Annotated in this window: 19 protein-coding genes and 1 tRNA gene; 12 read left to right on the top strand and 8 right to left on the bottom strand. The window is 67.2% G+C overall.

Features of this window, described 5'->3' with window-relative positions; genetic code table 11:
• Window positions 1-20: 20 nt before the first annotated feature.
• The 3 genes from DZC73_RS19280 to DZC73_RS19270 are packed head-to-tail and all read right to left on the bottom strand — an operon-like array spanning window position 21 to window position 3,010.
• Window positions 21-1,928, bottom strand: coding sequence for an ATP-binding protein (locus tag DZC73_RS19280; RefSeq protein WP_124541990.1), 1,908 nt, complete (start codon window positions 1,926-1,928; stop codon window positions 21-23).
• Window positions 1,925-2,167, bottom strand: coding sequence for a PP0621 family protein (locus DZC73_RS19275; RefSeq protein WP_124541989.1), 243 nt, complete (start codon window positions 2,165-2,167; stop codon window positions 1,925-1,927). The genes DZC73_RS19280 and DZC73_RS19275 overlap by 4 nt, the downstream gene beginning before the upstream one ends.
• A gap of 15 nt (window positions 2,168-2,182) precedes the next feature.
• The gene (locus DZC73_RS19270) at window positions 2,183-3,010 is read right to left on the bottom strand and encodes a cytochrome C assembly family protein (protein WP_124541988.1); all 828 of its coding nucleotides are present in this window, start codon (window positions 3,008-3,010) and stop codon (window positions 2,183-2,185) included.
• 72 nt (window positions 3,011-3,082) lie between these two features.
• Here DZC73_RS19270 and ffh point away from each other — a divergent pair, with 72 nt between their 5' ends.
• Window positions 3,083-4,444, top strand: a complete 1,362-nt coding sequence (ffh, locus tag DZC73_RS19265) for a signal recognition particle protein (protein WP_124541987.1) — start codon at window positions 3,083-3,085, stop codon at window positions 4,442-4,444.
• 82 nt (window positions 4,445-4,526) lie between these two features.
• Window positions 4,527-5,261 (top strand): DUF2726 domain-containing protein, encoded by a 735-nt coding sequence (locus tag DZC73_RS19260; RefSeq protein WP_124541986.1) that lies wholly within the window; start codon window positions 4,527-4,529, stop codon window positions 5,259-5,261.
• 40 nt (window positions 5,262-5,301) lie between these two features.
• Here the strand turns inward: DZC73_RS19260 and ftsY are convergent, their stop codons facing one another.
• Entirely contained in the window at window positions 5,302-6,456 is a 1,155-nt protein-coding gene (ftsY, locus tag DZC73_RS19255) for a signal recognition particle-docking protein FtsY (RefSeq protein WP_124541985.1), read from the bottom strand.
• Between the two features lie 40 nt (window positions 6,457-6,496).
• Between ftsY and DZC73_RS19250 the strand changes: the two genes are divergently transcribed.
• The 3 genes from DZC73_RS19250 (at window position 6,497) to miaB (ending at window position 8,358) form a co-directional block, all read left to right on the top strand.
• Window positions 6,497-6,573 (top strand) — tRNA-Met (locus DZC73_RS19250).
• Between the two features lie 67 nt (window positions 6,574-6,640).
• A complete protein-coding gene (locus DZC73_RS19245; RefSeq protein WP_124541984.1) occupies window positions 6,641-7,021 on the top strand; it encodes a hypothetical protein in 381 nt (126 codons plus the stop codon).
• Window positions 7,018-8,358: a tRNA (N6-isopentenyl adenosine(37)-C2)-methylthiotransferase MiaB gene (miaB, locus tag DZC73_RS19240; RefSeq protein ID WP_124541983.1), complete on the top strand. Its 1,341-nt coding sequence runs from the start codon at window positions 7,018-7,020 to the stop codon at window positions 8,356-8,358. Before DZC73_RS19245 ends, miaB begins: the two co-directional genes overlap by 4 nt.
• 21 nt (window positions 8,359-8,379) lie before the next feature.
• Here miaB and DZC73_RS19235 read toward each other — a convergent pair whose 3' ends face one another.
• Window positions 8,380-9,600 carry a diguanylate cyclase domain-containing protein gene (locus DZC73_RS19235; protein ID WP_161974650.1) on the bottom strand — a complete coding sequence of 407 codons (1,221 nt, stop codon included), beginning with the start codon at window positions 9,598-9,600 and terminating at the stop codon, window positions 8,380-8,382.
• 104 nt (window positions 9,601-9,704) lie between these two features.
• Window positions 9,705-9,878: a hypothetical protein gene (locus DZC73_RS30305; protein ID WP_235835198.1), complete on the bottom strand. Its 174-nt coding sequence runs from the start codon at window positions 9,876-9,878 to the stop codon at window positions 9,705-9,707.
• Window positions 9,879-10,121: 243 nt separating this feature from the next.
• On the opposite strand from DZC73_RS30305, the gene hemA reads away from it, so the two are divergent.
• The 6 genes from hemA (at window position 10,122) to DZC73_RS19200 (ending at window position 15,170) form a co-directional block, all read left to right on the top strand.
• On the top strand, window positions 10,122-11,417 hold the full coding sequence (gene hemA / locus DZC73_RS19225; RefSeq protein WP_124541980.1) for a glutamyl-tRNA reductase: 1,296 nt from the start codon (window positions 10,122-10,124) through the stop codon (window positions 11,415-11,417).
• A gap of 90 nt (window positions 11,418-11,507) precedes the next feature.
• On the top strand, window positions 11,508-12,593 hold the full coding sequence (gene prfA, locus DZC73_RS19220; RefSeq protein WP_124541979.1) for a peptide chain release factor 1: 1,086 nt from the start codon (window positions 11,508-11,510) through the stop codon (window positions 12,591-12,593).
• A gap of 2 nt (window positions 12,594-12,595) precedes the next feature.
• Window positions 12,596-13,414 (top strand): peptide chain release factor N(5)-glutamine methyltransferase, encoded by an 819-nt coding sequence (prmC, locus tag DZC73_RS19215; RefSeq protein WP_124542175.1) that lies wholly within the window; start codon window positions 12,596-12,598, stop codon window positions 13,412-13,414.
• Between the two features lie 158 nt (window positions 13,415-13,572).
• Complete coding sequence (locus tag DZC73_RS19210) at window positions 13,573-14,184, top strand: hypothetical protein (protein ID WP_124541978.1); 612 nt, start codon at window positions 13,573-13,575, stop codon at window positions 14,182-14,184.
• A 93-nt stretch (window positions 14,185-14,277) separates the two neighbouring features.
• The gene (gene grxD, locus DZC73_RS19205; RefSeq protein WP_124541977.1) at window positions 14,278-14,595 is read left to right on the top strand and encodes a Grx4 family monothiol glutaredoxin; all 318 of its coding nucleotides are present in this window, start codon (window positions 14,278-14,280) and stop codon (window positions 14,593-14,595) included.
• On the top strand, window positions 14,595-15,170 hold the full coding sequence (locus DZC73_RS19200; RefSeq protein WP_124541976.1) for a UbiX family flavin prenyltransferase: 576 nt from the start codon (window positions 14,595-14,597) through the stop codon (window positions 15,168-15,170). Before grxD ends, DZC73_RS19200 begins: the two co-directional genes overlap by 1 nt.
• 6 nt (window positions 15,171-15,176) lie before the next feature.
• On the opposite strand, the gene DZC73_RS19195 is transcribed toward DZC73_RS19200, so the two are convergent.
• Together DZC73_RS19195 and DZC73_RS19190 are read right to left on the bottom strand one after the other, a co-directional pair.
• Window positions 15,177-15,851 carry a lytic transglycosylase domain-containing protein gene (locus tag DZC73_RS19195; RefSeq protein WP_124541975.1) on the bottom strand — a complete coding sequence of 225 codons (675 nt, stop codon included), beginning with the start codon at window positions 15,849-15,851 and terminating at the stop codon, window positions 15,177-15,179.
• Between the two features lie 71 nt (window positions 15,852-15,922).
• Window positions 15,923-17,665 (bottom strand): proline--tRNA ligase, encoded by a 1,743-nt coding sequence (locus DZC73_RS19190; protein WP_124541974.1) that lies wholly within the window; start codon window positions 17,663-17,665, stop codon window positions 15,923-15,925.
• 109 nt (window positions 17,666-17,774) lie between these two features.
• Between DZC73_RS19190 and DZC73_RS19185 the strand changes: the two genes are divergently transcribed.
• A complete protein-coding gene (locus DZC73_RS19185; RefSeq protein ID WP_235835212.1) occupies window positions 17,775-18,401 on the top strand; it encodes an RNA pyrophosphohydrolase in 627 nt (208 codons plus the stop codon).
• Window positions 18,402-18,420 lie beyond the last annotated feature (19 nt).

Below are 18,420 nucleotides of genomic sequence, written 5' to 3'. Positions count from 1 at the left end.
TGTCTCGGTTGTTGGGCCCGTCAACTGGCGGCCGCCGCGGTTTCTTGGGCCGTGGCCGGCTGGCGGCGCATCACCACGTTGAACTCGTTGCGCGTCGCGTCGCCGGGGGTGCGCAAGCGGTAGTCGATGCTCGCGCCATAGCGCTCGCACAGCTCCCGGCAAATATACAGGCCCAGGCCCGTTCCGCGGCTGCGCGTGGAGAAGAAGGGTTCGAACAGGTAGCGTTCCACGTCCGGCGGGATGGGTGGCCCGTCGCTGGCCACGCTCAGGCGGACGGTGCTTTCATCAGGCGCCGCCAGGCGCACCTGCACCGACGCCGAAGCCTTGCTGGAATGCCGGTGGCCGTTGTCCAGCAAATTGATGAGCACGCGCCGCAGGTGGTCGGGGTCGAACACCGCCGCCAGGCCATCCTGCGCGATGTCGATGGACACCGCGCTGCCCGCGCCCAGCGAGACGCCGGCGCCTTGCGCCCAGCCCTGGCAGGCCTCGCGCACCGTCGCCGAGGCATCGATCAGCCGGGCATCGACCACCGACCCCGGGGCCACTTCCATCACGTCGTCCACGATGCGCTTGAGCCGCTCGACGTTGTCGTTGACCATCTGCGTGAGCTGGCGCTGGCTGGGCGTGGTGGCATCTTCAGAGAGCAGCGCATTGGCCTGGGCGATGGCGGCCAGCGGATTGCGGATCTCGTGCGCGATGCCCGCCGACACCCGCCCCATGGCGGCCAGTTTTTCCTGGCGCGTGCGCGCCTGCATGTTGCGCACGTCTTCCATCAGCAGCACGCAGAACTCCTCGCCGGCCTGCGAATCGGTGCGGCGGGTGAAGCGGATGCGCACGCGCAGGGTGCGCAGTTCGCCTGGGGAGAACTCCAGCACGACGTCGCGTCCGGCTTCGGGCCACACCGCTTCGTTGAAGGCCCGCTCCACCGTCTTGACCAGCTCATTCCACGCTTCGACTCCGCGCAGCTGGAAAGGTGCCGGCCGGCACATACCGGTGGGCGCCAGCAACCGGCGTGCCGCCGGATTGGCAGCGCGCACGCGTCCGCGGCGGTCCACCACCAGCACGCCGTCCTGCATTTCCTCGATCACGAGGCGATTGAGCTGGGCCTGCTGACGCGCCAGTTCCAGGCTGCCCTTGGCGGTCAGCTCCTCGCGCGCGAGGCGGCCGGCCAACTCGCCCGCCAGCACGGTGATGACGAACAGGCCGCTGCCCGCGAGGCCCGCCTGCGTCATCAGCGCGGTGGCATCGCCTCCCGACAGCACCGATGCCCAGGCGCTGCCCAGCAACGCGAGGGCCACGAAGGCGGCCGTGGCCAGGGCCTGCAGGCGCGGCGTGAGCACGCCGGCCATGAGCACCGGCAGCACCAGCAAGGCCACGTAGTTGAAGGTGGATCCGCCCGGCGACAGCAGGTGCAGCGAGGTGAAGCACACGATGTCCGCGCCGATGGTGGCCAGCCACTGCGGGCCGCGCAGCCGCGCCAGCTCGTGCGGATGCACCGCGCGGTTGAAGCGCGGCAGCAGCCACATGCTCAGGGCGAGCACGGCGTAGCCCACGCTGACGAGGATCACCGGCAAGGTCGGCCGCGCCCCGAAGAAGAAGGCCACGACCACGGTGAGGATCAAGGCCACGCCGAGTGCAGCACGTGCCCCGAGGAACACGCGGTAGATGCGGTCGAAGGCCGTCTGGCCCGAGCTGATGATGCGCCGCGCCTGGCGCGTCAGGAAGCGCGAGTCTGCGGCGGCGTTGGCACTCGATGCCAGGCCGGCCTCATAGCGCGACTCCGCATCGTCCATGCCGCCGCTGTCGCCCAGCTGGGTGTCGGTCACGCCGATCGCGCCAAACCACGACTCCTCCGGCGGCTCCGGCCGGCGCTTGGCACGCCGCTCGCCGCGCCTTCGCTCGCTCGCCGGCGCCTGCGTAGCACTCATGTTCTGGGATGCGCGCGCTCGTACTCCGCGCGATGCGCCTCACTGCAGAACACGCCGCCGCGGCCGGGCAGCGCATCGCCTTGCGGAAGATGCAGCCCGCATTGCGCGCAGGCCAACATCTGCTGCTGAGGTGGATCAGCCGGGCGCGGCGGCGCGGCTGGGGGAACCACCGGACGCTTGCCGCGCATCACCCACAGCACGGCCAGTACGACAGCGACGAGAACGATGAGCTTGAACATGTCGTGAACAGATGATCAGAGAGTGGGCGTGCGATGCAGCACGACCTCGAAGACGAAACGGGAACCGACGTAGGCCAGCAGCAGCAGCCCCGCCCCGGCATACAGCCAGCGCGTCGCATGCGGCCCGCGCCAGCCGAACACGCGCCGTCCCAGCAGCAGGCCGGCGAACACCAGCCAGCTCAGCACCGACAAGGTGGCCTTGTGGTCCCAATGCCAGGTGGTGGTGAACCACCAGCCGAAGACGATGGCCGCACTCAGCACCACGAAGCCCGCGCCGACGAAGCGAAATGTCAGCCGTTCCAGCCGCAGCAGCGGCAGGCCCAGGGGCGCAGGCCGCGCCGCCGCCAGTTGCGGCAGGTGGCGCATCTGCTTGTCGGCCCGGCTGAGCATGGCCGCATGCAGCACGGCCGCACCGAACAGGCCATACGAGGCGATGCCCATCACCCAGTGCAAAGGCGCCCAGCGCGACACGAGGTGAGGCCGCAGTTCTCCGGGAAACACCAGCGACAGCACCACGGCGATGGCACCCAGTGCCGACAGCGAACGGCGCACGCCCGTCAGCGGCAGCCAGCGGCTTTCAATGAGATAGACCGCAATCACCAGCCACAGCGTGACCGACAGGGCGGGCGCGAACCCGAAGCGCGCACCGATCACGTCGGTGCCCAGGCCCGACGTCTCGATGCCGATGGCCACGGCATGCGCGAGCCACGCCGCGACGAGGCTCGCACGCACGGCGGACTCCTGGCGCTGCGGCAAGACGGCGGCCGTCACGTAGGCCGCGAGCGCCACGAGGCCGGGCCACACGATCCAGGCCTGGCCGGCGGACCCGAAAGATAGAATCATCCGCAGAGTGTACTTTCGCGCCCCTCGGCAAGCGCCCCCTGCTTCATCACCCCGACGGGCTGCACGACAACCATGGCATCCACCCTCACTGACCGGCTGAGCCGACTCGTCAAGACGATGCGCGGCCAGGCCCGCATCACCGAAGACAACGTGCAAGAGATGATGCGCGAGGTGCGCATGGCCTTGCTCGAAGCCGACGTGGCGCTGCCCGTCGTGCGCGACTTCATCGCCCGGGTGAAGGAGAAAGCCCTGGGCGCGGAGGTGGTGGGGTCTTTGTCTCCCGGCCAGGCGCTGGTGGGCATCGTCAACAAAGAGCTTGCCGCCACCATGGGCGAAGGCGTGTCGGACATCAACCTCGCGGCACAGCCGCCGGCGGTGATCCTCATGGCCGGCCTGCAAGGCGCGGGCAAGACCACGACCACCGCCAAGCTCGCCAAGCACCTGATCGAAAAGCGCAAGAAGAAGGTGCTCACCGTCTCGGCGGACGTGTACCGGCCCGCTGCCATCGAGCAGTTGAAGACCGTGACCAGGCAGGCAGGCGCGGAGTGGTTCCCTTCCACCGCCAGCGACAAGCCGGTGGACATCGCCAACGCCGCGCTCGATCACGCCCGGAGGCACTACTTCGACGTGCTGCTGGTCGACACCGCCGGGCGCCTGGCCATCGACGAAGCGCTGATGAAGGAGATCGCCGACCTGCACGCCGCCATCAAGCCGGTGGAGACGCTGTTCGTCGTCGATGCGATGCAGGGCCAGGACGCGATCAACACGGCCCGTGCCTTCAAGGAGGCGCTGCCGCTGACCGGCATCGTGCTCACCAAGATGGACGGCGACTCGCGCGGCGGCGCGGCGCTGTCGGTGCGGCAGGTCACCGGTGCGCCCATCAAGTTCGCGGGCGTGAGCGAGAAGATCGACGGCCTCGAAGTGTTCGATGCCGAGCGCCACGCGGGCCGCATCCTGGGCATGGGCGACATCGTCGCGCTGGTCGAGGAAGTGACCAAGGGCGTGGACATGGCCGCGGCGCAGAAGCTCGCCGAGAAGGTCAAGTCCGGCGACGCCTTTGACCTGAATGACTTCCTGTCACAGATTTCACAAATGAAGAAGATGGGCGGTTTGTCCGGCCTCATGGACAAGCTGCCTACGCAGATGACCGCGAAAGCCGGCCAGGTCGACATGGACAAGGCCGAACGCGACGTGCGTCGCATGGAAGGCATCATCTGCTCGATGACGCCGCTGGAGCGGCGCAAGCCCGACCTCATCAAGGCCACCCGCAAGCGCCGCATCGCCGCGGGTGCGGGCGTGCATGTGCAGGAGGTCAACCGCCTGCTCAATCAGTTCGAGCAGATGCGCGACATGATGAAGAAGATGAAGGGCGGCGGCATGATGAAGATGATGAAGCGCCTGGGGGGAATGAAGGGTTTCCCCGGGCCACGCTAGCGCATCAGCGGCGCCCGGGCGCATTGACCGGCTTTTCAGGGCCGGATATGTTCACCTATTCGAACATTCGAGCAGTACGGCCTTGAATCCCTTAGTCATCGCTCTCATCCTCATCTTGGCAATGCTGCTGGTGTGGTGGGGCGTGCGCAACCGCGCCGCCCATTCGCACGAAGGCCATGGCGCCGAAGGCATGGACACCGTGGCCGCCTGGCCGCCGCAAGCGACCCGCGTGCTGACCACGCAGGAGCGCCAGACCTACGACCTGCTGCGCAATGCACTGCCGGCGCACATGATCCTGGCTCAGGTGCCGCTGCAGCGCTTCATCAAGGTGCCTACTCGCAATTCGTACGCCGAATGGCTGCGCCGCGTGGGCCATCTGAGTGCGGATTTCGTGATCTGCGACCGCCATGCCCAGGTGATGGCCGTGGTGGAACTGCGCAATGACGACACCCTGAGCGGCCGCGCCCGCCGCCGGCAGGACCGCCTGCTCAAGGTGCTGGCCGCAGCCCAGATTCCGGTTCACCAATGGCAGGCCTCGGCGCTGCCCAGTGTGGAGGCCGCACGCGAGGCCATCGCGCCAGCTGCTGAAGTGTCCGAGCAGCCTGGCGGCGTGGGGCGCTCCGCACCCGGACGCCCCTCGGCGACGCGTCCCCGCACGCAAGTGCAAGACACCGTGCCCGAAACCGCCAACGAGGCCTCTGGCGTCCGCGAGCCGCCACCGTCCACCTGGTTCGATGACCTCGACACCGGGCCTGCGCCGCTGGATACCGACCTGCCGCCCAAGGTCGGCGGCCGAAGCGATCGCGCCAGCCGGTGATCGGTATTGAGCGCGGTACCGAACGCGGTACTGAGCGGTATCAGCCCAGCAAGGCGTTCGCGAACTCGCGGGCGTCGAAGGTTTCCAGGTCTTCCAGTTTCTCGCCGACGCCGATGAAGTAGACCGGCACCGGCCGCTCGCGCGCGATGGCCGCGAGCACGCCGCCCTTGGCCGTGCCGTCCAGCTTGGTCACCACAAGGCCGGTGAGCGACAGCGCATCATCGAAGGCCTTCACCTGGGTCAGCGCGTTCTGGCCGGTGTTGCCGTCGACCACCAGCAGCACCTCGTGCGGCGCGCCATCCTGCGCCTTGCCGATGGTGCGCTTGATCTTGCGCAGCTCTTCCATAAGGTGCAGCTGGGTGGGCAGGCGCCCTGCGGTGTCGGCGATGACCACGTCGCAGCGGCGGGCCTTGCCGGCCACCACGGCGTCAAAGGTCACGGCGGACGGGTCGCCACCTTCCTGGCTCACGATCTCCACGTTCGTGCGTCCGGCCCACACGGCCAGCTGTTCGCGGGCAGCAGCGCGGAAGGTGTCGGCTGCGGCGAGCAGCACCTTCTCGCCAGCCTCGGCCAGGTGGCGCGTGAGCTTGCCAATGCTCGTCGTCTTGCCAGCACCGTTCACGCCCACCACCATCATCACCGTGGGCGACGCCTCGCCAATGGTGAGTTGCTTCTCCAGCGGCTTGAGCAGCTCGGTCACCGCGTCGGCGAGCAGGGCCTTCACCGCGGCGGGCTCGGTCGCCTTGGCCTCCTTCACGCGGCGCTTGAGGTCGTTGAGCAGGAACTCGGTGGCCTTCACACCGGCATCGGCCATGAGCAGCGCGGCCTCGAGTTCTTCATAGAGCGCGTCGTCGATCTGCGTGCCGGTGAACACCTGCGCGATGCTGGAGCCGGTCTTGCGCAGGCCATTGCGCAGCTTGGTGAACCAGCTGCTGCGCTCTTCGGACGTGGGCTCCGGCGCACCGCTGGACGCCGCGGCCACCGGCACAGCCTCAGGGGCCGGGACAGGGGGGACCACCATCGCTGGTGGCTGCACTGCAGGCGTGGGAACAGGTGCAGCCGCAGGCGCTCCGAAGCCCAGCTTCTCACGCCAGGTCTTCTCCGCAGCAGGTACCGCTGCAGGCGATGAAGTGGGCGGATCAACCGGTGAGGGATCAGGCTGCGCCGGAGTTTTTTTCTTGAAAAAGCTGAACATGCTGGGGGATGGTTTGCGCCACGCTATAATGTGAGGCTTAGGCGCTTTAGCTCAGTCGGTTAGAGCGACGGAATCATAATCCGCAGGTCCGGGGTTCGAGTCCCTGAAGCGCCACCAAACTACCAAAAGCCTTGTAGATTCGCGTCTGCAAGGCTTTTTTCTCAACAGCCACTGGATCTACACCATGTACCGCTGTGCCATTGCTGCCCTCAGTGCAGCCTGCCTCGTCGCACCCGCCGCTGCGCAATTCCAGCGCAATTTTCCGCAGACCGCACTGCGCGGCGCGCTGCTCATCACCTCCCCGGCCGACGCCACGCTCAACGGCCAGGCCGCACGCCTCGCGCCGGGAGTTCGCATCCGCGGACAGAACAACATGCTCGAACTTTCGGGCGCGCTGATCGGCCAGAAGCTGCTGGTGCATTACACCCTCGACATCGACGGCCTGATCAAGGATGTGTGGATTCTCACGCCTGACGAAGCGGCGAAACGGCCTTGGCCCACCACTGTCGCAGAGTCTCAAGCCTGGTCGTTCGACCCCGCCGCGCAAGTGTGGGTGAAGCCATGAGCAAGAAAGTCTTCATCAAGACCTTCGGCTGCCAGATGAACGAGTACGACTCGGACAAGATGGCCGATGTGCTCAACGCTGCCCAAGGCTACGAGCCCACCACTGACGTCGAACAGGCCGACCTCATCCTCTTCAACACCTGCTCGGTGCGCGAGAAGGCGCAGGAGAAGGTGTTCAGCGACCTCGGCCGCGTGAAGCACCTGAAGGCCAAGGGCGTGATGATCGGCGTCGGCGGCTGCGTGGCAAGCCAGGAAGGCGCGGCCATCATCGAACGCGCGCCCTACGTGGACGTGGTGTTCGGGCCGCAGACCCTGCACCGCCTGCCTGACATGCTGGCCAGGCGCGCCGAGCTGAAGCGCCCGCAGGTGGACATCAGCTTCCCCGAGATCGAGAAGTTCGACCACCTGCCGCCGGCCCGGGTGGAAGGTGCCAGCGCCTTCGTGTCCATCATGGAGGGCTGCTCCAAATACTGCAGCTACTGCGTGGTGCCCTACACCCGAGGCGAAGAGGTGTCGCGCCCCTTCGACGACGTGCTGGTGGAAGTCGCCGGCCTCGCCGACCAGGGCGTGAAGGAAGTGACGCTGCTGGGCCAGAACGTGAATGCCTATCGCGGCGCCATGGGCGACTCCGGCGAGATCGCCGACTTCGCGCTGCTCATCGAGTACGTGGCGGAGATCCCCGGCATCGAGCGCATCCGCTACACCACCAGCCACCCGAACGAGTTCACGCAGCGTCTGATCGACGTGTACGCCAAGGTCCCGAAGCTGGTGAACCACCTGCACCTGCCGGTGCAGCACGGCAGCGACCGCATCCTCATGGCGATGAAGCGCGGCTACACCGCGATGGAATACAAGAGCACCATCCGCAAGCTGCGCGCGGTGCGGCCTGACATCAGCCTGTCGAGCGACTTCATCGTCGGCTTCCCGGGCGAGACGGAAGACGACTTCGCCAAGATGATGAAGCTCATCCACGACGTGGGCTTCGACAGCAGCTTCAGCTTCGTCTTCAGCCCGCGCCCCGGCACGCCAGCCGCGGCGCTGCATGACGACACGCCGCAGGAACTCAAGCTCAAGCGGCTGCAGCACCTGCAAGGCGTGATCGAGGCGAACGCCCAGCGCATCAGCGCGTCACGGGTGGGCAGCGTCCAGCGCATCCTGGTCGAAGGCCCTTCGCGCAAGGACCCGAACGAGCTGATGGGCCGCACCGAGTGCAACCGCATCGTCAATTTCAAGGGCCAGCCACGCCTGGTCGGCCAGATGGTGGATGTGACCATCTCGCAGGCCTTCCCGCATTCGCTGCGCGGCGAGGTGCTGGTGAAGGAAGAAGCGGCTGCCTGAACGCTGCCAGCGCTGCGTCGCTCAGGAGACGATGCAGCGCACCTGGTTGCGGCCGGCGCCCTTGGCCTCGTAGAGCGCACGGTCGGCGCGCTTCATCAGTGTCTCCAGCGTGTCGCCGGGCAGCAACACGGCCACACCGAAGCTCGCCGTCAAGCGGCCAGCTCCACTGAAGGGCGTGGCTTCGAACTGGCGGCGCAGCACCTCGGCGAAGGCCGCGGCGGCATCGATATCCGAATGCGGCAGCAGCATCGCGAATTCCTCACCGCCCGTGCGGTACAGGCCATCGCGACGCTTGGATGCCTGCAGGATGCGCTGCACGAACTCGCACAGCACGGCATCGCCCACGTCGTGGCCGAAGGTGTCGTTCACGCGCTTGAAATGGTCGATGTCCAAGGCCAGGAGCGTAAGATCGGCCCCGCTCTCGCGACAGGCGGCGATCAGCGCCCGGCCTTCCTCGTCGAAGCTGCGGCGGTTGCGTGCACCGGTCACCGCGTCCCGGGTCGCCAGTTCGCGCCACGTGCTGCTGCGGGTCTCGATGGGCGCGATCACCGCCCGGCTGAGCACGCGGTTGAGCACGAGGAACAGCGCTGCAAACACCACCAGCGAGGCGCCCACATGGCGCCACCAGGCCTCACGCGCCGCGTTCAGCGCGTTGGTGGTGGGCACCGACACGATCTGCGCCCCCACCGTCTCGCCGATCTTCCAGCCAAAGCCGCCGGTACGACCGTAGCGCTGGAGCAAGCCGGCCGGCGCCGCCGCTGCCGCTCCGTGGCAAGCGAGGCAATCCGCCGTGGGCCGCACCGGACGCGCCACGTGCAGCATCGCGCCCGACGGGCCTTCGCTCAGGTGCGTCGCCTCGATCTTGTCGGGCTCGTTGCGGAAGGCATTGATGAGATCCACCTGCCAGCCCGCCGCCCGGTTGGACGGATTGGTTGGGTTGATCGCCACCTCGGCATAGCGGTACTGCGGGCGCACCTCCTCCAGCAAGGACATGGTGCGGTTGGCCGCGAAGGCCGGGATGGATTGCGGGTGCAGCACCTCGCCCGGTGGCAGCAGCGGACGCACGTCCTCCATGGTGTAGCGCCGGATGGCCATGGCCATTTCCATCTGCAGCGCGGAGTCGCGCCGCACCTGCTGCATGGCGCCGTCGATGAGCGAGCGGTAGAGCACGGCCGAGCTGATGCAAAAGACGATCACGAACGTGATCGCCAGGTACAGGTTCAGTCGGGCGCGGGTGCTCATCAAGGGGCGTTTCGGCGGGAAAGCCATTTCCACGCCCGTCACTGTGAGGCAATGCCTCTGGCGGCGATCCCTGTTGAAACCGCCGGATTGCCGGCCAGTTCGGCTCAATGCCTGCGGCCGAACCCCGCCCACCACAGGCCGACCGCGCAGCCCAGCACCATCGCGCTGTAGCCCAGGATTTTCCCGTCACGACCGAGCACGATCACCGCCGCCAGCGCTGCCGCCAATGCCAGGCCCGACGACCAGGCCCACAGCCTCAGCACGGACACGCCTGCCATGTCGCGTCGCCACAGCAACCGCGCTGCCAAGGATGCGACAAGGCCGATGAATGCTGGCGGAGCCAGAAAATTGAGCAAGTGCCAGAGGGCGCCGAGAAAGTCCAAGATCGTTCGCCCCAGAAATGAGGGTGAACCGTGCGCAATTTGTCGGAACAACCCGCGCATGATTCGTGCTAAATCCCGCACAAGGACTTTGAGCAGGCCCCAAGTCCTTGAATTGCAACGAATTTTATAATCGCTTCCATGACCGTCCTGGCCCTCGGCTTGAACCACGCCACCGCACCGCTCGATTTGCGCGGTCGATTCGCGTTCTCGCCCGAGCAACTGGCCCCCGCGCTGCGCGGCCTGCGCGAGCGCCTTAGCCGTTCGCCGGAGGTCGCCATCGTCTCCACCTGCAACCGCACCGAGCTGTACGTGGCCGATGCCACGCATGGCCAGAGCGCGCTGGCCAGCCCGGCGGTGGATTGGCTGGCGCAGATGGGCGGCGTGCAAAGCCAGACCCTGCGCGAGCACGCCTATGTGCTCGAAGACAGCGCCGCCGCGCGCCATGCCTTCCGCGTGGCCAGCGGGCTCGATTCCATGGTGCTGGGCGAGCCGCAGATCCTGGGGCAAATGAAGCAGGCGGTGCGCGAAGCCGACACCGCCGGCACGCTGGGCACCACGCTGCACCAAATGTTCCAGCGTTCCTTCGCCGTGGCCAAGGAAGTCCGCACCTCCACCGAGATCGGCGCGCATTCCATCAGCATGGCCGCCGCCTCGGTGCGCCTGGCCTCACAGCTGTTCGAAGAACTGCGTGAACTCAAGGTATTGTTCGTGGGCGCTGGCGAGATGATCGAACTGGTCGCCACGCATTTCGCCGCGCGCAACCCGCGCCTGCTGGCCGTGGCCAACCGTACGCTGGAGCGCGGCGAGAAGCTGGCGGGCCGCTTCGGCGCCGAGGCGATGCGCCTGGCCGACCTGCCGCAACGCCTGGCCGAGTTCGACGTGGTCGTCTCCTGCACGGCGAGTTCTCTGCCCATCATCGGCCTGGGCGCCGTCGAGCGGGCGCTGAAGGTGCGCAGGCACCGGCCGATGTTCATGGTCGACCTGGCGGTGCCGCGCGACATCGAACCCGAAGTGTCGCGGCTCTCGGACGTGTACCTCTACACCGTCGACGACCTGTCGGCCCTCGTGCAGGTGGCCGGCGAGAAGCGCCAGGCCGCGGTGCAGCAGGCCGAAGCCATCATCGAGACCGGCGTGCAGGGCTTCGTGCACTGGCTGGACCAGCGCGGCACGGTGCCTCTCATCCAGGCCCTGAATGCGCAGGCTGACGACTGGCGCGCCACCGAGATCGCACGGGCTCGCAAGGCGCTGGCCAAGGGTGCCGACGTGGAGGCCGTGCTCGAAGCGCTCTCGCGCGGCCTCACACAGAAGATGCTGCACGGCACGCTGGCAGAGCTGCACGCGGCCGATCCAGAGCAGCGCCGCGAACTCGCCGGCACGGTGTCGCGCCTGTTCCTGCGCAACGCTGCGCGCCACCCCGCTGACGATCAACATTAGCGCCGACCGCCAAAGCGGGCGGTGAGCTGTCGCGGCCTCGTGCCGCACGCATGTTCAGAGCCCTCCTCGTCACGGCTCGAAGAACACGCCATGAAAGACTCTCTCCGACAACAGTTCCAGCGTCTGGCCATGCGGCTGGCCGAACTCGACGCCACGCTGGCCGACGGCAGCATCGCCTCCGACATGAAGCGCTTTCGCGAGCTCACGCGCGAGCACGCCGAGGTCTCGGACGTGGTCGGCCGCTTCAACCGTTTCGAGCAGCGCGAGAGCGACCTGAAGGCCGCGCGCGAGATGCTCGACGACCCCGAGATGGCCGAGATGGCGCGTGACGAGATCGCGCAGGCACAAGGCGACGTGGAGCGACTGCACCTGGAACTGCAGACCGCCTTGCTGCCCAAGGACCCGGACGACCACCGCAACGCCTTCCTCGAAATCCGCGCCGGCACGGGTGGCGACGAATCCGCCCTCTTCGCCGCCGACCTCGCCCGCATGTACCTGCGCTACGCCGAGCGCCGCGGCTGGCGCACCGAGCTCATGAGCGAAAGCGTGTCGGACCTGGGCGGCTTCAAGGAAGTGGTGTTCCGCATCGAGGGCGAGAACGTCTATTCGCGGCTGAAGTTCGAGTCGGGCGGCCACCGCGTGCAGCGCGTGCCGGCGACGGAGACGCAGGGCCGCATCCACACCAGCGCCTGCACGGTGGCCGTGCTGCCCGAACCGGACGAGGCGGAAGAGGTCCAGCTCAATCCGGCCGAACTGCGCATCGACACTTTCCGCGCCAGCGGCGCGGGCGGCCAGCACGTGAACAAGACCGACAGCGCGATCCGCATCACCCACCTGCCCACCGGCATCGTGGCCGAATGCCAGGACGACCGCTCGCAGCACCGCAACAAGGCCAAGGCAATGGCGGTGCTGGCGGCGCGGCTGAAGGAAAAGGACCGCGCCGAGCGGGCGGCGAAGGAGGCCGCGACGCGCAAGGGCCTCATCGGCACCGGCGACCGCAGCGACCGCATCCGCACCTACAACTTCCCGCAGGGGCGGCTCACGGACCACCGCATCAACCTCACGCTGTACAAGCTGCAGTTCATCATCGACGGCGACCTCGACGAGGTGATGGATGCACTCGAAGCTGCGCGCGCCGCCGAGCAGCTCGCGGCGCTGGAGAGCGGCGAGTCGTGAGTCTGCACACCATCGCCGACGCCTTCGCGAAGGCCCGCGCCGACGGCGTGGACCGGCTCGATGCGCAGCTCATGCTGAGCGCCTGCATGCAGCAGTCACGCACCTGGCTCATCGCCAATGCGGACGGGCCGTTGCCTGTGGCCGCAAGCAACACCTTCCTGTCTTGGCTGCGCCGCCGGGCGGCGGGCGAGCCCCTGGCCTACATCCTTGGCGAGAAGGAATTCCACGGCCTGCTGCTGAAGGTCGACCAGAACGTGCTCGTGCCGCGGCCGGACACGGAGACGCTGGTGGACTGGGCGCTGGAGGCGATGCAGGGGGTCACCACGCCGCAGGTCGTGGACCTGGGCACCGGCAGCGGCGCAATCGCCCTGGCGGTGAAGCACATGCATCCTGCGGCGCAGGTCACGGCGACGGATGCAAGCGACGGCGCGCTGCGGGTTGCCAGCGGCAACGGCCAGCGGCTCGGGCTTGCCGTCTCATGGCTGCTCGGCGATTGGTGGGCTCCGTTGGCGGGCCGGCGTTTCGACTTTGCCTTGAGCAATCCGCCCTACATCAACGAAGGCGACCACCACCTGGCCGCCCTGCAGCATGAGCCTCGCAGCGCCCTGACCGCCGGCGCGGACGGCCTGCAGGACATCCGGCTCATTGTCTCGGGCGCCCGCGAACACCTCGTGCCCGGCGGATGGCTGATGCTCGAACATGGGCATGACCAAGCCCGTGCCGTCACGTGCCTGCTGGCCGATGCGGGCTTCGTGGACATCGCCTCGCGCCGCGACCTGGCCGGCATCGAGCGCTGCACCGGCGCCCGCGCGCCACATTGATGCGGCGCGGCAAGGTCCGGGCTGTGCCAAAAACGTCACGCTCCTGATCGAACGGCAGGCCGCCGCCTACAAACGGCACACAAAGCGAGGCAGCCGGCGTAGCATGAACGCGAACGAGAAAGCGCAAGCGGGTCCGAGTCCTTGCAAAGGAGCGTGTCATGCGATCAGCGCGTTGGGTGGCCGCCGCGGCTCTGGGATTGAGCGCAGCCGGCGGAGCGTGGGGCGTTGGGGATGGGCTGCAGCCGTCGGCGGACAGCCTGTGGCCGAAATGGCAGGGCCGATTGGCGCTGGGCACCTTGTCGCCCGGCTCGCATCCGGACTGGTTGAATGCCGACGCCGCGGGCCTGAAGGTGGGCGGCGCCAGTCTGCTGGGCGACTACTACTTCAGCCGCGACCTGCGCGGCGTGGGCAGCGCCAGCGGCTTTCGCGCCACCAGCGGTGTCCTCATGGGCTCGCGCTCGTCCAGCCTGCTGCTGGGCAACCCATCCGCCAACCTGGGCGGACGCGCCTTCAACATCGACCGCCGCAGCGTCGGCGTGTGGGGCCTGCAGACAATGACACCCGGCGACAACGCCAGCGACCCCCTGCCCTACGTGGGGGTGGGCTACACCGGCCTGGCCGGGCGTGGGGGATGGGGCTTCAGCGCCGATCTGGGCGTGATGGCCCTGAACCCAAGCTCCGTCAAGCTGGGCCGCCAGGCCCTGGACGATTCCCTGCGCGACCTGCACCTGTCGCCGATGTTCCAGTTGGGCGTGACCTACTCGTTCTGAAGCTGGGAGCCCAACCAAGACCGCACCGCGCAAGGCGGTGCGCGTTTGCCGTATAACCACGGCTGTTTCAGTTTTGCCCCAAGGCTTCAGACCATGAGCGACGTTCAACAGCGCATCGACGACCTCGTCAAGAACCACCGTGTCGTGCTTTTCATGAAGGGAACGGCCCAGTTCCCGATGTGCGGCTTCTCCGGCCGCGCGGTGCAGATCCTCAAGGCCTGCGGCGTGAACGACCTGACCACCTTCAACGTGCTGGAAGACGAAGGTGTGCGCCAGGGCATCAAGGAATACGCCAACTGGCCCACGATTCCGCAGCTGTACATCAATGGCGAGTTCGTCGGCGGCTCGGACATCATGATGGAGATGTACCAGGCCGGCGAACTGCAGCAGGCGCTGGCCCCCAGCGCCTGATGGCAACGGCCAGCGCCGGGCGCATCATCGTCGGCGTGACCGGCGCGACCGGTGCCGTGTATGCAGTCCGGCTGCTGGAGCGGCTGCGTGCGGCCGGGCGCGAGGTGCACCTGGTGGTGACGCCGGCGGGGGTGCTCAACGTGCACCACGAGCTCGGGCTGGACCGCTCGGCGCTGGAGGCATTGGCGGATGTGTCCTACAGCCCGTCCGAGGTGGGCGCGGCGATCGCCAGCGGGTCCTTCGCCACTGACGCGATGGTGGTGGCACCGTGCTCCATGAAGAGTCTCGCGTCCATCGCCCACGGCCTGTCGGACAACCTGCTCACCCGCGCCGCCGACGTGGCGCTCAAGGAGCGGCGCCGGCTGGTGCTGATGGTGCGCGAGACGCCCTTCAACCTCGCACACCTTCGCAACATGACGGCAGTGACGGAGATGGGCGGCATCGTCTTCCCCCCCTTGCCAGCGTTCTATCACCGTCCGCAGACGATCGATGAGCTTGTGAACGACACGGTCGAACGTGTCTTGTCGCTGATCGGCGTCGAGTCGGCCTCGCCCAAGGCGTGGACGGGGCTGTAGCCGCCTTCAAGCCGCTGGCGGCTGGTATTCCCAGTTCTTGCGCGCCCCGAACACCAGGCTCGGATACTCCGGCCGGCCACGGCTGCCGTTGTAGCGGCCCAGCGCCATGAAGAGGTCGCCGCGCTCGATGTCCAGGTAGTGGCGAAGGATCACGCAGCCGAAGCGAAGGTTGGTCTGCATGTGAAACAAGGCCAGCGTGTCGCCGCCGCCGATCAGGCGTGCCCAGAACGGCATCACCTGCATGTAGCCACGTGCGCCCACGCTGCTGATTGCGTATTTGCGAAAGCCGCTTTCCACCTGGATCAATCCGAGCACCAGGCTGGGCTCCAGGCCAGCACGCTTGCTCTCGTACCAGACAGTCTCCAGGAATTCGACCCGCGTGGTGTGGTCGGCCGTGCGCTTCTTCAGCCGCTGGCTCATCTCGCCCAGCCAGCGCAGGTAGGCCAGGCGGGTCTCGGTGGTATCGAAGACCGGCTTGGGTGGAGCGCTGTTGGCGATGGACGCGGCCAGCGCGGTCCGGACGGCGTCCGCGAGGGGTTCTTCCTTCTGGGCGCCGGCCAGGGCAGCGGCAGGCAGCAGGCTCGCGCACAGCGCGGCCGCACCTCCGAGCAGCAGCGCCCTGCGCCCAACTGCCGCACGGGCGTCGACCGTGACGAAGGATTCCGTCCTCTCAGGCTTCAAGCCGCTGCCTCATCAGTTCCAGACAAGCGTCAGTCTCGATCAGGGCGTGGTGGTTCCACGCCGCCGCGCCATCAGGCCAGCTTGGATGTGAGGAATGCCCCGATTTCACCCACACCCACGCTCGTGGCCTGCGCATCGCGCCGCCCCTGGTACTCGACCTTGCCTTCCTTCAGGCCGCGGTCGGAGATGACCACGCGGTGGGGCACGCCGATGAGCTCCCAGTCCGCGAACATCGCGCCCGGCCGCTCGCCGCGGTTGTCGAGCATGACATCCACACCCTGGGCCTGGAGCTGGTCGTGCAATTGGTCAGCCGCGGTTTGCACCTCCGCAGACCGGTCGTAACCGATGGGGCAGATGACCACGCGGAACGGTGCCAGCGCATCCGGCCAGATGATGCCGCGCTCGTCGTGGCCTTGCTCGATGGCCGCGCCCACGATGCGCGTCACGCCGATGCCGTAGCAGCCCATCTGCATGAGCTGCGGCTTGCCGGTCTCATCCAGGTAGGTGGCGTTCATCGCCTTGGAATACTTGGTGCCGAGGAAGAACACATGGCCCACCTCGATGCCGCGCTGGATGGCGAGCGTGCCCTTGCCGTCAGGCGAGGGATCACCCTCCACCACGTTGCGGATGTCGGCCACCACGTCGGGCTCGGGCAGGTCGCGGCCCCAGTTCACGCCGGTGATGTGGAAGTCAATCTCGTTCGCACCGCAGATGAAGTCGCTCATGTTGGCCACCGTGCGGTCGGCCACGATCTTCACCGGCTTCTTCAGGCCAATGGGGCCAAGGTAGCCGGGCTTGCAGCCGAAGTGGTCCTCGATCTCGGCGACGGTCGCGAAGCGGTAGCCGTCCTTGAGGCCCGGCACCTTGCCGGCCTTGACTTCGTTGAGCTGGTGGTCGCCACGCACGAGCAGCAGCCACACCGTGCTCTTGAGCACGTCGCCGGCTTCGTTCTTCTCGTCGGTAGCCAGCACCAGCGACTTCACCGTCGTCTGCAGCGGCACGCCCAGCAAAGCGGCGACGTCCTCGCAGGTGCTCTTGCCCGGCGTGGGCGTCTTGGTCAGGGGCTTGGTGGCTGCACCGCGGGTGGTGATCAAGGGCAGCGCCTCGGCCAGCTCGATGTTGGCCGCGTAGTCGGAGTTCGGGCAGTAGATCAGCGCGTCCTCGCCGGTGTCGGCGATCACCTGGAACTCATGCGAGCGGTCGCCGCCGATGGCCCCGGTGTCGGCGGCCACGGCTCGGTAGGTCAGGCCCAGGCGCTCGAAGATGCGCTGGTAGGCGGCGTACATCTGCTCATAGCTCTTGCCGGCGGACGCCTCGTCGCGGTCGAAGGAGTAGGCATCCTTCATCGTGAACTCGCGGCCGCGCATCAGCCCGAAGCGGGGCCGGCGCTCGTCGCGGAACTTGGTCTGGATGTGATAGAAATTCTTCGGCAGCGACCGGTAGCTGCGCAGCTCCTGGCGAGCGATGTCGGTGATGACTTCCTCGCTGGTGGGCTGGATGATGAAGTCGCGTTCATGCCGGTCCTTCACGCGCAGCAGCTCGGGCCCCATCTTTTCGAAGCGTCCGGTTTCCTGCCAGAGCTCGGCAGGTTGCACCACCGGCATCAGCAACTCGACTGCCCCCGCGCGGTTCATTTCCTCGCGAATGATGTTCTCCACCTTGCGGATCACCCGCAGGCCCATGGGCATGTAGTTGTAGATGCCCGCGCCCAGCCGCTTGATGAGACCGGCTCTCATCATCAACTTGTGGCTCACGACCTCGGCATCGGCGGGCGCTTCCTTGAGGGTGGAAATGAAGAACTGGGAGGCTTTCATGCAGGGCCAAAAAGGTGGGAATTCACGCGGCGGAGTGAGGGAAACCCAAGGGGTTGCTTACCGTCATGCCGGTGCAATAATGATTTCAACGAGAATTTTGGGGTTGATTATGCTCGACCGTGAAGGGTTCAGACCCAACGTCGGCATCATCCTGCTCAACCAGAAAAACCAGGTGTTCTGGGGCAAACGCATCCGCACTCATTCCTGGCAGTTCCCGCAAGGGGGCATCAAATACGGCGAGACGCCAGAGCAGGCGATGTACCGGGAGCTTCACGAGGAAGTGGGGCTGACGCCGGAGCATGTGCGGATCATCGCGCGCACGCGCGACTGGCTGCGCTATGAGGTGCCCGACCACTTCATCCGCCGCGATGCGCGCGGGCACTACAAGGGGCAAAAGCAGATCTGGTTCCTGTTGCAGCTCACGGGCCGCGACACGGACATGAACCTGCGCGCCACTGACCATCCGGAATTCGATGCCTGGCGCTGGAACGAGTACTGGGTGCCGCTGGAGGTGGTGATCGAGTTCAAGCGCGACGTCTACCAGATGGCGCTGACGGAGCTCGCCCGCTTCCTGCCGCGGGGCAGCCACCACAACCGCTACCTGCGCTCAGGCATGCGGCCACACCATCGCGACGAGGACCACGACCGGCAGCACCATCCGCGAGATGACCATCCGTCGGATCAGCCTGCCGCACCGTCGCCAGACGCCACGACGATTCCGCCGCGCCAGGCCTGAGCCTTCGCGGAGTCCTCGT

It is taken from the genome of Rhizobacter terrae (genome assembly GCF_003852895.1).
Classification (GTDB): domain Bacteria; phylum Pseudomonadota; class Gammaproteobacteria; order Burkholderiales; family Burkholderiaceae_C; genus Albitalea; species Albitalea terrae.
Note: the sequence above shows the minus strand (reverse complement) of the source record. Positions and strands in the feature narration are given on the sequence as shown.

Bases quoted from the DNA above. Each gene is read 5' to 3' on its own strand.
- ffh (WP_124541987.1), top strand. From the start codon at position 3,083: ATGGCATCCACCCTCACTGACCGGCTGAGCCGACTCGTCAAGACGATG.
- miaB (WP_124541983.1), top strand. From the start codon at position 7,018: ATGAGCAAGAAAGTCTTCATCAAGACCTTCGGCTGCCAGATGAACGAG.
- DZC73_RS19210 (WP_124541978.1), top strand. From the start codon at position 13,573: ATGCGATCAGCGCGTTGGGTGGCCGCCGCGGCTCTGGGATTGAGCGCA.
- prfA (WP_124541979.1), top strand. From the start codon at position 11,508: ATGAAAGACTCTCTCCGACAACAGTTCCAGCGTCTGGCCATGCGGCTG.
- DZC73_RS19190 (WP_124541974.1), bottom strand. From the start codon at position 17,665: ATGAAAGCCTCCCAGTTCTTCATTTCCACCCTCAAGGAAGCGCCCGCC.
- DZC73_RS19275 (WP_124541989.1), bottom strand. From the start codon at position 2,167: ATGTTCAAGCTCATCGTTCTCGTCGCTGTCGTACTGGCCGTGCTGTGG.
- grxD (WP_124541977.1), top strand. From the start codon at position 14,278: ATGAGCGACGTTCAACAGCGCATCGACGACCTCGTCAAGAACCACCGT.
- DZC73_RS19235 (WP_161974650.1), bottom strand. From the start codon at position 9,600: ATGAGCACCCGCGCCCGACTGAACCTGTACCTGGCGATCACGTTCGTG.
- DZC73_RS19280 (WP_124541990.1), bottom strand. From the start codon at position 1,928: ATGAGTGCTACGCAGGCGCCGGCGAGCGAGCGAAGGCGCGGCGAGCGG.
- DZC73_RS19270 (WP_124541988.1), bottom strand. From the start codon at position 3,010: ATGATTCTATCTTTCGGGTCCGCCGGCCAGGCCTGGATCGTGTGGCCC.
- hemA (WP_124541980.1), top strand. From the start codon at position 10,122: ATGACCGTCCTGGCCCTCGGCTTGAACCACGCCACCGCACCGCTCGAT.
- ftsY (WP_124541985.1), bottom strand. From the start codon at position 6,456: ATGTTCAGCTTTTTCAAGAAAAAAACTCCGGCGCAGCCTGATCCCTCA.
- DZC73_RS19200 (WP_124541976.1), top strand. From the start codon at position 14,595: ATGGCAACGGCCAGCGCCGGGCGCATCATCGTCGGCGTGACCGGCGCG.
- DZC73_RS30305 (WP_235835198.1), bottom strand. From the start codon at position 9,878: ATGGCAGGCGTGTCCGTGCTGAGGCTGTGGGCCTGGTCGTCGGGCCTG.
- DZC73_RS19185 (WP_235835212.1), top strand. From the start codon at position 17,775: ATGCTCGACCGTGAAGGGTTCAGACCCAACGTCGGCATCATCCTGCTC.
- DZC73_RS19245 (WP_124541984.1), top strand. From the start codon at position 6,641: ATGTACCGCTGTGCCATTGCTGCCCTCAGTGCAGCCTGCCTCGTCGCA.